Annotated in this window: 12 protein-coding genes and 1 tRNA gene; 7 read left to right on the forward strand and 6 right to left on the reverse strand. The window is 42.5% G+C overall.

Annotated elements, in window-relative coordinates; translation table 11 throughout:
• The first annotated feature begins 193 nt into the window (after positions 1–193).
• The 4 genes from F824_RS0111040 (at position 194) to F824_RS0111060 (ending at position 5,660) form a co-directional block, all read left to right on the forward strand.
• Positions 194–1,045, forward strand: a complete 852-nt coding sequence (locus F824_RS0111040; protein WP_019597953.1) for a UDP-2,3-diacylglucosamine diphosphatase — start codon at positions 194–196, stop codon at positions 1,043–1,045.
• A 1-nt stretch (position 1,046) separates the two neighbouring features.
• Positions 1,047–2,186, forward strand: a complete 1,140-nt coding sequence (locus F824_RS25765) for a glycosyltransferase family protein (RefSeq protein WP_019597954.1) — start codon at positions 1,047–1,049, stop codon at positions 2,184–2,186.
• A 221-nt stretch (positions 2,187–2,407) separates the two neighbouring features.
• The gene (locus tag F824_RS0111055) at positions 2,408–5,092 is read left to right on the forward strand and encodes an MGH1-like glycoside hydrolase domain-containing protein (RefSeq protein WP_019597956.1); all 2,685 of its coding nucleotides are present in this window, start codon (positions 2,408–2,410) and stop codon (positions 5,090–5,092) included.
• Positions 5,067–5,660, forward strand: coding sequence for a ribonuclease HII (locus F824_RS0111060; protein ID WP_026333645.1), 594 nt, complete (start codon positions 5,067–5,069; stop codon positions 5,658–5,660). Before F824_RS0111055 ends, F824_RS0111060 begins: the two co-directional genes overlap by 26 nt.
• Before the next feature lie 12 nt (positions 5,661–5,672).
• Here the strand turns inward: F824_RS0111060 and F824_RS0111065 are convergent, their stop codons facing one another.
• The 4 genes from F824_RS0111065 to lepA all read right to left on the reverse strand — a co-directional run bounded on the left by F824_RS0111065 (position 5,673) and on the right by lepA (position 9,296).
• Positions 5,673–6,221 (reverse strand): DsrE family protein, encoded by a 549-nt coding sequence (locus tag F824_RS0111065; protein WP_026333646.1) that lies wholly within the window; start codon positions 6,219–6,221, stop codon positions 5,673–5,675.
• A gap of 95 nt (positions 6,222–6,316) precedes the next feature.
• Positions 6,317–6,400, reverse strand: a tRNA-Leu gene (locus tag F824_RS0111070).
• A gap of 190 nt (positions 6,401–6,590) precedes the next feature.
• On the reverse strand, positions 6,591–7,472 hold the full coding sequence (locus F824_RS0111075) for a bifunctional 5,10-methylenetetrahydrofolate dehydrogenase/5,10-methenyltetrahydrofolate cyclohydrolase (RefSeq protein ID WP_019597958.1): 882 nt from the start codon (positions 7,470–7,472) through the stop codon (positions 6,591–6,593).
• Positions 7,473–7,502: 30 nt separating this feature from the next.
• A complete protein-coding gene (gene lepA, locus F824_RS0111080; protein ID WP_019597959.1) occupies positions 7,503–9,296 on the reverse strand; it encodes a translation elongation factor 4 in 1,794 nt (597 codons plus the stop codon).
• Positions 9,297–9,437: 141 nt separating this feature from the next.
• Between lepA and F824_RS0111085 the strand changes: the two genes are divergently transcribed.
• Positions 9,438–9,983, forward strand: a complete 546-nt coding sequence (locus F824_RS0111085; protein WP_019597960.1) for a DUF4924 family protein — start codon at positions 9,438–9,440, stop codon at positions 9,981–9,983.
• An 11-nt stretch (positions 9,984–9,994) separates the two neighbouring features.
• Here F824_RS0111085 and F824_RS0111090 read toward each other — a convergent pair whose 3' ends face one another.
• Positions 9,995–11,917, reverse strand: a complete 1,923-nt coding sequence (locus F824_RS0111090) for an AAA domain-containing protein (RefSeq protein WP_019597961.1) — start codon at positions 11,915–11,917, stop codon at positions 9,995–9,997.
• A gap of 72 nt (positions 11,918–11,989) precedes the next feature.
• Between F824_RS0111090 and F824_RS0111095 the strand changes: the two genes are divergently transcribed.
• Both F824_RS0111095 and F824_RS0111100 read left to right on the forward strand, forming a co-directional pair.
• The gene (locus tag F824_RS0111095) at positions 11,990–12,586 is read left to right on the forward strand and encodes an acyl carrier protein phosphodiesterase (RefSeq protein ID WP_019597962.1); all 597 of its coding nucleotides are present in this window, start codon (positions 11,990–11,992) and stop codon (positions 12,584–12,586) included.
• The gene (locus F824_RS0111100; protein WP_019597963.1) at positions 12,583–13,044 is read left to right on the forward strand and encodes a hypothetical protein; all 462 of its coding nucleotides are present in this window, start codon (positions 12,583–12,585) and stop codon (positions 13,042–13,044) included. Before F824_RS0111095 ends, F824_RS0111100 begins: the two co-directional genes overlap by 4 nt.
• Before the next feature lie 282 nt (positions 13,045–13,326).
• On the opposite strand, the gene F824_RS0111110 is transcribed toward F824_RS0111100, so the two are convergent.
• Positions 13,327–13,866 carry an inorganic diphosphatase gene (locus F824_RS0111110; RefSeq protein WP_019597965.1) on the reverse strand — a complete coding sequence of 180 codons (540 nt, stop codon included), beginning with the start codon at positions 13,864–13,866 and terminating at the stop codon, positions 13,327–13,329.
• Positions 13,867–13,984 lie beyond the last annotated feature (118 nt).

Raw genomic sequence — 13,984 nt, forward strand, 5'->3', positions numbered from 1 at the left:
TGGTAAGCGGTGCAATTCCCGGAATAAGGCCGTTGACTCTCCCCTACATTCATGATTCTTTTTTTTATTTGCTTTCCCTTAACTTTCTCTTGACAATGCCCAACTCAAATTCTAAAAGGATATTGTTTTCATAACAATCACGTCATGACCAGTTCAAACTGCTGTTGTAGCTTGCAAGCAAAACAGATAGCATTTGAAAACTCATTTCAAAACCATCGTGATCTCAGATGTCCACTTGGGCACCAAGGGATCAAAAGCAAAGGAGGTAAGCAGGTTTCTCAAGACTTACCGATGTGAAAATCTGATCCTGAACGGGGATATCATCGATGGATGGCAACTCAAAAAATCCGGCTCCTGGAAAAGAAAACACACCCGGTTTTTCAATAGAATGCTCAAAATGATGGAGCAGGACAATACCAAGGTTTTTTACCTTCGGGGCAATCATGATGATTTCTTGGATCAGATTTTACCCCTAAAGATCGGAAATCTGTCTATCCAAACAGACATGGTTTATGAAAGCCACGGAAAAAAATATTTCATTACCCACGGAGATATTTTTGACAGCATCACAACCAATCTTCGTTGGATTGCATATTTGGGTGATATTGGCTACACTTTTTTACTTTGGATCAACAGGATGGTCAATTTTCAGAGAAGAAAAAGAGGTCTCCCCTATTTTTCCCTCAGCCAGTATGTAAAAGGCAAGGTAAAATCAGCTGTTTCCTACATTGACCAATATGAGGAAGAACTTTCCAAAATGGCCAAAGCCAAAGGATGCGACGGAATAATTTGTGGGCATATTCACCATCCCGAAAACAGAATGATCGACGGAATTCACTATTTAAATTCCGGCGATTGGGTGGAGACAATGAGCGCATTGGCCGAAGACCACGACGGGAATTGGCAATTGATCTATTACAACGAGATTGATTTCAAGCAAAAACCTGAAAATGAGATCGCTCCATTGGAGATCCACAGGGAATTGAAAACGGTAGCGTTCCAAGGATTACTGAACTCAGAGATTATCCACCCCTTTCAGTTCTGACATGAAATTCGTGTTTATTGTCCAGGGAGAAGGAAGGGGACACATGACCCAGGCCATCTCACTTTTTGAAATGCTTGATGAAATGGGACATGAAGTTGCGGCAGTCTGCATTGGGACCAGCCAGAGAAGGGAAATCCCGGATTTTGTGAAGGAGAAATTGACTTGCCCACTTCTTCTGGTAGAAAGTCCAAATTTCGTCACTGACAAAAATCACAAGGGAGTATTGTTGGGAAAAACAATTCGGAAAAACCTTCGGAATTTACCAACATTCCAAAGGAGCTTGCGGAAAATCCACGAATTGGTTTCCAAGCATCAACCCGACATTCTCCTGAATTTTTATGATTTGCTTGGTGGTCTTTACAATGCAAGATACAGACCCTCCTGTAGATTATGGGTCATTGGCCATCAATACCTCAGCTTACATCCTGATTTCCCTTTCCCCAGTGGGAATATCCTCCCAAAAATACTTTTCCAGCTGAACACCCACATCACCGCCTTGGGGGCAGACGAATTTTTCGCACTTTCTTTTCGAAATCTCCCAAAAAGCAAAAGAAGTAATTTACATGTTCTGCCCCCATTGTTAAGAAAATCAATTTTTGATTTACAACCGGAAAAAGGAGATTATATACTCACTTACATGGTGAATTCTGGATACAGCGAAGAAGTGCTCCACTATGCCAAAAACAATCCCGAGCTAAAAATTGAAGCTTTTTGGGACAAAATGGGAATGCCGGAACGATACTGTCCACTTCCAAACGTGGTCTTCCACCAGGTAAATGACCGATTGTTTTTAACAAAAATGGCAAAATGCAGGGGTTTTGTCAGCACTGCTGGATTTGAATCCATCTGTGAAGCGATGTACCTCGGAAAACCTGTGATGATGGTTCCTGTCAAAAAGCATTTTGAACAAACTTGCAATGCGCTGGATGCCTCTCTGGCGGGAGTTGGGACCATTGCAAAATCCTTCGATTTTGGCGCGTTTGACAAGCATCTTCGATCAGACCTTTCGGAAGCCGAAAACCACGCATCTTGGGTTTCCCAATTTAAGTCAATATTTAAAGGAGTTTTGTCCAATAAGACATCTACTTCTGGCGAAACCACCCTAGGTCCGAACCCCATAAATAAGGCTATGTTCGGGTAATCAACCATTCCTGATTTTTTATTTTGCCCAAAAAAAGTTTTGATAATCCAAATCTAGGTAATAATTCCCTCTTTTATTTTTTTTCATAAATGCCCATTTGAGAGATTTCAATCGGTTGCGGAATATTAATTTTAAAAAAAATCGCCCCCCAAAAGTGCATTCGCATCATCCTTAATCCAAAATTCGATAAATTCGTGATTGTTTATTTGTGAATTACATCAATGAATATAGAAAAAATAAGGCTGGAAGAGGACCGCGATAGGAAGAAGCATTGGAAAAAATGGGGACCTTATCTTACGGAAAGACAATGGGGAACGGTACGCGAAGATTACAGTCTTGATGGCTCGGCTTGGGAAAACGTGACCCATGAAGAAGCGCGGAGCAAGGCTTACCGTTGGGGGGAAGAAGGAATTGGTGGCGTCTGTGATTACAAGCAAAAGCTTTGCATTGCGTGGGCATTTTGGAACGGAAAAGATCCCTTGATCAAGGAAAGGCTCTTTGGACTTACCGGAAATCAGGGAAACCACGGGGAAGATGTGAAGGAAATCTATTACTATCTTGACTCCACACCCACCCACAGCTACATGAAGATGCTTTACAAGTATCCTCAGCGCGAATTTCCTTACAGTGACTTGATAGATGAAAACAGAAGAAGGACCAAGGCGGACAAGGAATATGAACTGATCGATACAGGTATTTTTGATGACGACGCTTATTTCGATATTTTCCTAGAGTATGCCAAGCAAGATATAGAGGATTTGGTAGGCATCGCCACCATTCACAATAGGGGGAGTGAGGATGCCGAAATCTGGGTAATGCCCACTATGTGGTTCAGAAAAACTTGGTTCACGGGCCATGAGCCTTTTATGCCCAAACTTCACAAAACAGATGAAAACAACATAACAGCCTTTTCTCCCAAATCAGGAAATTATTTTTTCAATTTTGAAGGTACTCCAGAATTAAAGTTTTGTGACAACGAAACCAATCGAGAAAAACTTTACGGGATCAAAAACGAAAAAAAATTCCTAAAGGATGCCATCAATGATTACCTGATTGATGGAAATGACAACCACCTTAATCCGGATGATTTCGGAACCAAGGCCGCTGCCATCTATAAATTAACCATTCCTGCCGGAGGAAAAGAGGTAGTGAAATTTAGAATGACCCATCAAAGCATGACCGACGAAACGGTCACTGCTGAGGAAATCATGGAAAATCGGCACAATGAAGCCGATGAATTTTATCTGGAAATCCAAAAAAGAGTAAAGGACGCAGACCATCTCAATATCCAGCGGCAAGCCTACGCAGGAATGATGTGGAGCAAACAATTCTACTATTATAATGTGGAGCGCTGGCTGGAAGGTGATACAGGAAGATACGTTCCACCTGTCGCAAGAAAAAAAGGGAGAAATAATAAGTGGCGACATTTACAGAATTATGACATCATTTCCATGCCCGACAAATGGGAATATCCATGGTATGCCGCTTGGGATTTGGCCTTCCATTGTATCCCCATAGCCAGAATAGACCCCGATTTTGCCAAAAACCAATTGGTCCTCCTGCTCAATGAATGGTACATGCATCCCAACGGGCAGATTCCTGCTTATGAGTGGAATTTTAGCGATGTCAACCCACCTGTTCATGCCTATGCTGTCCAACGCGTTTATCAAATTGACAAAAAGATGAATGGCGGCAAAGGGGACCAGGAATTCCTTGAAAGGGCATTCCATAAGCTCATGCTCAATTTCACTTGGTGGATCAACCAGAAAGACAATGACGGAAAGAATATATTCGAAGGCGGTTTCTTAGGCTTGGACAATATCTCGGTATTTGACAGGAGTCATGCCCACAAATACAGCGGAAAACTGGAGCAGGCAGATGCGACCTCATGGATGGCCATGTTTTCCCTCAACATGCTGCGGATATCCCTTGACCTCTGCGCTTTCAACAAAGTTTATCAATTCACAGCGACCAAATTCCTGGAACATTTTCTATACATCGCAGGAGCGATGAGCAACATTTCTGGAGAAAACATCAGTCTTTGGGATGACGAAGACAATTTCTTCTACGATGTATTGCATCTCCCAGGAAAAGAGCCGAAGGTGATGAAAGTGAAGTCAATCGTGGGAATCATCCCATTGTTTGCTGTTGAGCCTATTCGTGAAGAAATGTTTGAAGGACTGCCTGAGTTTAGGCGAAGAATGGATTTCTTCATGCGGGAAAAGCCAAAATTGGCAGCCTTGGTTTCCAGCTGGATTCAACCCGGGAATGAAAAGCGAAGACTGTTTTCATTGCTAAGGGGACATAGAATGAAAAGTATTTTGCAAAAAATGCTGAATCCCCAAGAATTCCTCAGTGAATTCGGCATCAGGTCATTGTCAAAAGCACATGAAAAACATCCCTACAGCATGCGGATGAATGGTGATGTTTTGACCGTGAGGTATACTCCAGGAGAATCGGATTCACTCATGTTCGGAGGAAATTCAAATTGGAGGGGCCCCATTTGGTTCCCGATTAATTTCCTGATCATTGAGTCCTTGAAAAAGTTTGACTTCTACTACGGGGGTGAATTTTCCATCGAATATCCCACAGGATCAGGAAACTACCTGACCATGGATCTGATCGCAAAAGAACTTTCCCTAAGAAACATGAAAATCTTCATGAAAAATGAACATGGGTATCGTCCTGTCTATGGCAACTGTAAAAAGATGCAGGAGGATCCACATTTCAAGGATTACATTCTCTTTTATGAGTATTTCCATGGTGAGGATGGACGTGGATTGGGTGCTTCGCACCAAACAGGCTGGACGGGACTGGTAGCAGAGATGATCCATAAGTATTACAAAGAGAAGGGAGAAGAGGAAGATGCACCAACGACAAATGCTACGACCTTATTTAGAATCTAATCGGTTGGAGGCAGGCTGCGATGAAGTTGGGCGAGGTTGTCTCTGTGGGCCGGTGGTGGCAGCGGCCGTCATTCTTCCTGCGCAGTATGCGAATGCGTTGATCAACGATTCCAAAAAATTAACAAAAACCAATCGCGAAAGCCTGATTTTGGAGATAAAATCAAATGCAATTGCTTGGGCAGTCGCGGAAGCAAGCGTGGAGGAGATTGACACAATCAACATCCTCCACGCCTCTTTTTTGGCCATGAACAGGGCGATAGAGGGCCTTATCATCCAGCCGGAACACCTGCTTATCGATGGCAACCGTTTCAATACCCACCTTCCTTATTCTTACAGTTGTGTGATCAAAGGAGATGAGAATTTTGCTTCCATCGCCGCTGCTTCTATTTTGGCAAAAGTCTATCGCGATCATTTAATGGCCGAATACGCCAAAACCTATCCTGGTTATGGTTGGGAATCCAATGCTGGTTATCCAACAAAGAGACACAGGGATGGAATCAGGACATTGGGATTGACACCCATCCACAGAAAACATTTCAAACATTTACCGGACGAAATCTCCCTTTAGATTTATTTTTTTTTAAAACTTAAAATAAACATATCCCTGAGGGATATAGGTAGTAAGCGTAGTCAAAGCAGACAAAGCAATTTGGGTCCCTTCCCAAACGTCAGAAGTGCGTAATGCTCTTGCTACCAAAGATTGACCACATATGTAAACTTCCACCCCACTTTCCTGCAAAGCCTTAAACACATCCAAATTGGGGTTTTTGACTCCATAGAGCTTCTCATAGGCTTCATCTTTCAAGACAGTAAAGATCGCGCCTCCATGGACGACCACTTTTACCTTGATGTTTTCCTTGGGAGTCCCCGCCAATCCATGTAGGTTGATCATTCTGGCGATGTTGTCAACCATTCGATTCACCTTGGTAGGATCCTCTGCCGAAAATGTCAGGTCAACAATTATCTTGTAGACCGCATTTGGATCCGGATTTTCGGTTGCATCTGGAATTTCATAAATTCCACCATGTCCTTTTACAATTGGAAATTGAGCATTTTGACTGAATGAAGCTTGGGCCAGTAAGAAAAAAAACATTCCTGCCAAGACAGAGATTTTGGTGATTTGTGTCATTTGATGTGAGAATTGAATCGATTGAAAAAGTAAACAAAAATCCCAGCATTCAAACAACCGCAAATAAAAAAAGCCCCGAAATTCGGGGCTTTTTGTGCGCACGAGAAGAGTCGAACTTCCATACCCAAACGGGCACCACCCCCTCAAAGTGGCGTGTCTACCAATTTCACCACGTGCGCAATTAGGGTCAGCAAAAGTAGAAAGGTTTGCCATTCCCTGCAAGTAGAAATGAGGATTTTTTAAGCAAATAATCCGGACGCAGCCAAGTCGGTACGGAAACTGCTGACTATTAGGGTCAGTACATTGTTGAACCTTAAACTTCACAAAGGAAGAATCGATCCCGCAATATCCTCAGCCCAAAAATTGGACTTAATACACCTTCTTTTCGGCCGCCAACAAGGTATTGTAAAGCAGGGATGCAATCGTCATGGGACCTACTCCACCCGGAACGGGCGTGATGGCGGAAGCTTTTTGGGAGACTTCCTCAAATTTAACGTCCCCGACCAATCTAAAGCCTGATTTTTTTGTTGCGTCGGCAATCCTATGAATCCCAACATCAATCACGACAGCGCCTTCTTTGACCATGTCAGCGGTTACGAATCCAGGTTTTCCCAAAGCCACAATCAAAATATCGGCAGTCTTCGCAATTTCAGCCAGATTTTTGGTCCGACTGTGGGTGAGTGTCACGGTACAGTTTCCCGGATATTCATTCCGGGCCATCAATATGCTCATCGGGGAACCCACGATATGGCTTCTCCCTATCACCACACAATGTTTACCCGAAGTTTCTATTTCGTACCTCTTCAATAATTCCACAATGCCGTAGGGCGTCGCTGAAACATAAGTAGGCCATCCCAAGGCCATTCTTCCGACATTGGCAGGTGTAAAACCGTCCACATCCTTTTCAGGTCTGATCTTATTGGTTACTTTTTGGATGGAAATATGATTGGGCAATGGCAACTGGACGATGAGTCCGTCAATGTCGGGATTGTCATTGATTTCGTCCACCACCCTCAACAATTCATCTTCAGTGACATCTTCATTCAGTCTAACCAAGGTAGATTGAAACCCGACTTGCTCACAGGATTTTACTTTTGCCCCCACATAGGTTTGGCTTGCACCATCATTTCCGACCAAAACCGCAGCCAAGTGTGGGATTTTACCTCCTTCGATCTTGATTTCTTTGACGCGAGCAGCGATTTCCTGCTTGATATCCTCGGATGTTTTCTTACCGTCTATAATTAAGGGCATGGTTATTTTATGTTTTTTAAGAAATGAAAATCAATCAAGTTTCAGCACGGCCATGAAAGCCTCCTGTGGAATTTCCACGTTGCCAACCTGTCTCATTCTCTTTTTACCTTTCTTCTGTTTTTCCAACAACTTTCGCTTTCTGGAAATATCACCACCGTAACACTTCGCCAATACGTTTTTACGAAGGGCTTTTACCGTTTCTCGGGCGATGATTTTGGAGCCTATAGCCGCTTGAATTGCGATTTCAAACATTTGTCTCGGCACCAACTCCTTCAATTTTTCACACAGTCTTTTGCCCCAATCATACGCTTTATCCCGATGCACAATGGCAGACAAAGCATCTACCACTTCCCCATTGAGCATGACGTCCAACCGAACCATATGAGATTGTTGGTAGCCTTTCATTTCATAATCCAAGGAAGCATAGCCCCTAGAGATGGTTTTTAGCTTATCGAAGAAGTCAAAAACAATTTCAGCCAAAGGCATGTCAAAAGTCAATTCAACCCTTTCGGAAGTCAAATACACCTGGTTTTTGATCTGACCCCTTTTGTCCATACAAAGCTGAATCACTGGACCAACATATTCAGCGGCCGTAATGATGGAAGCTTTTACAAAAGGCTCCTCAATGTGCTTGAAAAGCGTTGGGTCAGGCATATCCGACGGCGCATTGACAATTTTGAAGACATCATTCTGCATCAAAGCCCTGAACTGAACCGATGGCACCGTAGTGATCACGGTCATGTTGAATTCCCTTTCGAGTCTTTCCTGGACGATCTCCATGTGGAGCATCCCCAAAAATCCACAACGAAAACCAAATCCCAGTGCAGCTGAAGTCTCCGGTTCCCAAACCAAGGAGGCATCATTCAACTGGAGTTTCTCCATGGAAGCTCTCAATTCCTCAAACTCGGTTGTCTCTACAGGATAGATACCCGCAAAAACCATTGGTTTGACATTTTCAAACCCTTTGATGGCGACGCTGCAGGGACGTTTGATATGGGTGATTGTATCCCCCACTTTCACTTCTTTTGCAACTTTGATTCCCGAAATCAGATAACCTACATCACCGGCACTCAAGGTTTTTTGGGGGATTTGTTTTACCCCCAAGATTCCGATTTCATCGGCAAAATATTCCTGGCCCGTATTGACAAATTTGATTCTATCTCCTTTGTGAATGGTTCCATTGAATATCCTGAAAATAACTTCCACTCCCCTGAAGGGATTGTAGACAGAATCAAAAATCATGGCTTGAAGAGGCGCTTCTGGATCTCCTTTGGGCGCTGGAATCCGGTGGATCACCGCATGAAGGATATCTTCTATGCCAATTCCTTCCTTTCCGGAGGCCAAAACAATATCTTCCCGATCACAGCCGATCAATTCAATCACTTCATCCGCGACAGCCTCAGGGTCTGCTCCAGGAAGGTCAATTTTGTTCAAAACCGGGATGATTTCCAAGTCATGGCCCATTGCCAAATAAAGATTGGAAATTGTTTGGGCCTCGACCCCCTGAGAAGCATCCACGATCAACAATGCACCTTCACAGGCAGCAATTGATCGAGAGACTTCATAAGAAAAATCCACATGACCTGGGGTATCGATCAGATTGAGGGTGTACTCTTCATCCTTATACATGTATTTCATTTGGATCGCATGAGACTTGATGGTGATGCCACGCTCACGCTCAAGATCCATATTGTCCAACAATTGAGCCTGCATTTCCCTGCCTGTTACCGTGTTGGTAAATTCAAGGAGGCGATCGGCCAGTGTACTCTTGCCATGATCAATGTGGGCAATGATACAGAAATTCCTAATTTTTTGCATATCCATTCTGTGGGCAAAAATAGGTAAAAATCGGATTATTAAACCATTTTGCCCTGCATAAAATCAAAACTCCTCCTCTTGAGATATGTTTGACTGTAAAAGGTCAAAAAATTAGTTTTCACTATCTTTGCCCAAAATTAAAGCTTTATGAAAGAAGTTGCCGAAAACAAAAAAACCAAAAATATAGGGGAATACATCATTTACATGTACCAGATGGAGGATCTTTTGCGGGCATATGCATTTGAAATGGTCGACATCAAACAATATGTAATTGCCCATTATCCGATTTCCGAGGAGCAAAAAAACGAAACTTATGATTGGTTCGAAGGACTGATCGCTTCAATGAAAGCCGAAGGAAAATTGAATGAAGGACATTTGGAGGCCACCCAAGAAAGTGTGGAAGCACTGGCAAAAATCCATTGGGAACTTTTGAAGTCAGACCAGACGTATTTTGACATTTATACCAAAGCAAAACCACATGTGATCAGAATGATCCTTGAAGCGGGAGAGAAATCCCCTAAACACGAAATCCAGGTTTGCGTCAATGGCATTTATGGGTTGCTTCTTGCGAGGTTGAGAAGCAGGGATGTTCCAAAAGAAATGTTGGATGCTACGATTGCCTTTGGAGATGTTTTGAGCTATTTGAATTACAGCTATTTTGAATCCCTTGGCAAAAAAATAAGGGAGAATTGATCTCCCTCTTTTCAAAACTCGTAAACGCTGTGGTAGCTTCCGTTTTTGTCCACATAATCCAAAAAAGACGCGTAAAAGGGATTGCTGCTGAGGGTTGCGCTGTCCCCGATCACCACCAATTTCCTTTTGGCACGGGTAAGGGCCACATTCATTCTTCGGGTATCCGATAAAAACCCAATTTCGCCTGTTTCATTGGATCGGACCAAACTGATCACGATAATATCCCTTTCCTGGCCTTGAAAACCATCTATTGAATTGATGGTGAGTAGCTCGGAAAAAGACCTAAGGTTTGGGAATTCGAAACTTTCGAAAATCAATTCCTGGAATTTCCTGACTTGTGCCCGATAGGGAGAAATCAGCCCAATGTTCCATTCTTTCATTTTCAAATTGGAGATACCGATCCTTTTGATCAAAGACTCGAGGTATTGTAAGGTAAACCTCGCCTCCTGAAGGTTCATGGTACTCAAAGACTCATTTTCTTGATGCTCGCTGTAGCCACTTCCCGCCGTATCGATGAAGGTCAAAACGGGTTCATCCTCCAACAAAAAGTGGCTTTTTGTGTTCTCCGCAGCTTCCAATTCGTTTCTGTAAAAATACTTGCTGGAAAAGCCCATTATTTTTTCAGGCATTCGATATTGCAGCCTGAGCATCACGGAAGCTTGGGCTTGCCTCTTGATCACTTTCTCGAAAAGGGTCTCACTCAAACCGTTTTTTGCTGCCTCATAGGACTTGATGGTTGGAGGCAATTGGCAATGATCCCCTGCCATCACTACTTTTTCGGCCTTCAAAATCGGAATCCAGGTGGCCGCTTCCAACCCCTGTCCAGCCTCATCTATGAATACCACCGGGAAATTGATCCCTTTCAAGGATTTGTTGCTCGCGCCAACCAAAGTGGATGCAATGACCTGCGTTTTCTGAAAAATATCATATTGAATGTAATTTTCCAGATTTTCGGCGTCATTTCTCAATCTTGTGACTTCATCGAGGAGTCGTTTTCGCTGCATCCGTTCCTCTGGACCAAAATTGCGTTTGTGTTTCCGCGCTATTTTCCTGTATTCATCCGCAGATTTTCGGAGTTTTCTGAGGTCTTTATAACTTTCGTGCAGCGCAACCTTTGCGTCCAATGTTTGGGAAAGGATTTTATCATCCACCCTGGCAGGATGGCCAATTCTAAGTGTTGTGATGTCATTATCGATCAATTTTTCCACCAACAAATCCACCGCGGCATTGCTGGGTGCACAGACCAATACCTGGGCATAGCTTTGAAGTGTTTGGGCGATCGCCGCGATCAAGGTGGTGGTTTTACCTGTGCCCGGCGGCCCATGGATAATGGCAACATCTTTGGCGCGATGGATCAGCGCAAGCGCCTCATTTTGGACGGGGTTTAAATTTGGCTGGTTTTGGTGAATTTTATTGTCAAAATCAGGACTTTTGTATCCAAGCAATATTTCTTTCAATTCACTCAGCCTACCTTTTTCCGATTTTATCAGGGCCTTGAGCGTAGCCTCCATTTCCCGATAGCTTCCCTCATCAAACAAAAGATCTATGCCGATTTTTCCATCTGTAAGCCACTCAGGCAAATCATCCTCAAGAAGGGTGATGATCATACTCTCTTTCTTGACCATATTGACCACTCCATTCACCCTGTGTTCCTGACCCTGAAAACTCTCGTTGTTGGAAAAAACAGAGACAGATTTCCCGGATTGAAAAACATGTGATTGGGTCAAGTCATATCTTTCCAATTCAATCAAAAACTTATCCCCATAACCTGATTTGACATTTTTGACCTGGACGGGATACCAGCAAATCCCTTCCTTTTTCCTATCGGACAAGGAGGTGTACAAAAACTTTTTCTTATATTGTTGTAGGTCTTCCTCCCACTCCTGCTTGATCAATTTCAACGAATATTTTAACTCTTCCTGAATGTCGGGCATCAATTAATTTTTAATTCAAAACTAATATATTATCATTGGTGTTTAGTAAATTGTTTTAAGATTTTTATAAAGGTGAATTTTCTAGCACATGCATATTTATCCTTCGGGGACCCAAAGGTACTCATTGGGAATTTTATTGGTGACTTCGTAAGAGGACCGATAGACACCGTTTATGTAAAAGATATTGTGATAGGAATCAGGCTCCATAGAGATATCGATTATTTCACGGACCATCATCCAGTGGTGAAAGAAGCGCAAAGCATACTCAAGCCCGAATATGGGAGATATTCTTCAGTGATCACCGACATGTATTTTGATTATTTTCTGGGGAAATATTGGAACAACTACCACCATCAACCCTTAGAGGAATTTGCCCAGGAGGTTTATGCGACGATTGAGGCCCATAGGGAAATTCTTCCCGAAAACTTCTTAAAGGCCTTCGAATACATGAAGCATTACAATTGGTTAGCGGGATATGGAGAGCTTGACGGAATCAGGCGCGCCATGACAGGAATGTCAAAAAGAACGCGATTTGATTCCAAAATGGAAACTGCCCACCTCTTCCTGGACAATCATCATGAATATTTGAGGCTTCATTTTGGTGATTTTTTTGAGGACCTTGTGGCGTATTCCAAAAAAAGACTGGAAGAATTAAGAGCGGAAAAATGACCGAGTGCAAACCCAAAAAAAACACCTATTTCTCCCTTAGCATCGTATTGGCCATTATTTTGAGCGGATTGGTGTTTTTATTACATGAATTTGCAACAGAAAGAAGCTATGGGTTGATTTTTTATCTGTTCAGTAGCTCCCTGCTAACTTTATTGGCGCTTATTCTACTTGTCAAAATGATGGCTGGATATAAATTCATTTCCTTTGGCCAGGGAAAAATAATCACCCGACTTCCGCTACGGAGGCAAACAAAATCCTATCATCTCAATCAGGTCTTGGCTTGGGAGGAAGAGCGGATGCTGGCTAACAAAAGGGATTTTAGACAGCTGACAATCATTTTTGACGACAAAACCGCTTTTTCCGTCAGCAATCATGAGCACAGTTCCTATCCTGAGCTATTTCAGTACCTCAATAAAAAAATTCCAAAGAAAAAAGTCCTTGAGAAAACAAAAGACTAAAAAAACCTATTCAACCCGTTTCATTTATTGCGAATATCATTCAACACTGTATTTATCTGATAATTAGCCTGTTGCTGACTTTTATTGACTACACCATACCGGTTTCAGGAATTGGTCACCCAATTGTCTGATTTTCTTTCGGTTTCAATATTCTAAGAAAGCCTAATGCATATTTCGGCTTCAAAATAAAAAAGTCTTCCTCCACGCACAGGTTTCGGGACAAAATCAAAAAAAGGATTGTGTAAAAAAAAGACCCGGATGAATTCAACCGGGTCTTTTTCTTTATTTTTCAGTACGGAAAGTTTTGTCGTACAAATCAATGCTTTCGCGAATAATTCTGAAAGCATCTTCTTTGCCAAGAAAATCCTCAACTTTAACTTCCTTGTTTTCTAATTTTTTATAGTCTTCAAAAAACCTGTGTACTTCCTTCATCAAATGCGGAGGCAATTCATCAATATCTTCGATATAATTCACGGATTGATCATCTGCGGCCACAGCGATGATCTTGTCATCCGCCTCACCACCATCAACCATTCTCATCACACCGATCACCTTGGCTTTCACCAAAGTCATCGAAGGGATATCGATCTGGGAAATAATAAGAATATCCAAAGGATCATGATCCTCACAAAAAGTCTGTGGAATAAATCCATAATTAGCCGGGTAATGGACGGCTGAAAACAAAACCCTGTCCAACAACAACATCCCGGTTTTTTTGTCAAGCTCATATTTCCCCTTGCTTCCTTTGGGAATTTCAATTACTCCCATCACAACATCGGGAGCTTCTTCACCTATTTGCACATCGTGCCATGGATTGATCATAACTAAAAACTTTTAACTGTATATAAATATATGAGCGCAAATTAAGCCCAAATCCCTTTTCAACAAAGAAAACCTTCGTATTTTGAAGAGGAAATGAAATTGTGATGAATTCCAAACA

Origin of the sequence: Rhodonellum psychrophilum GCM71 = DSM 17998 (assembly GCF_000381545.1) — a bacterium.
GTDB lineage: Bacteria > Bacteroidota > Bacteroidia > Cytophagales > Cyclobacteriaceae > Rhodonellum > Rhodonellum psychrophilum.